This window comes from Pseudomonas helleri (genome assembly GCF_009600315.1).
GTDB classification, from domain to species: Bacteria; Pseudomonadota; Gammaproteobacteria; order Pseudomonadales; family Pseudomonadaceae; genus Aquipseudomonas; species Aquipseudomonas helleri_A.
In genome coordinates this window covers 1-249 of record NZ_WIWC01000184.1, presented here as the reverse complement: position 1 = coordinate 249, position 249 = coordinate 1, and the positions used below count along the sequence as shown (strand labels likewise).

General features: G+C 61.4%; 1 protein-coding gene. It reads left to right on the top strand.

The features are described from left to right. On the top strand, nucleotides 1-249 hold a 249-nt coding region (locus GHN86_RS23545), incomplete at both ends, for a hypothetical protein (protein WP_228389660.1).

Below are 249 nucleotides of genomic sequence, written 5' to 3'. Positions count from 1 at the left end.
AGCGCGCCAAGGCTGCCATCACCTGCTGGTCATCGTTGAAGTCCAAGTTCGGCTGCACCTACAAGGAGATCAGCCCGGAGCAGTTCACCGATGCTGTCAGCCTGATTGCCCGCGTGGTGCTGGAGGGCGAGCTGCTCGATCCTGAGGAACCCAAGGTGGTTGGTCGGTTGGACATCAACTACCCCATCGAGGACTGGCAGGCCAAGAACCCCCAGCAGTTCCGCCGTGACGATCCGAACAGCCCAGACC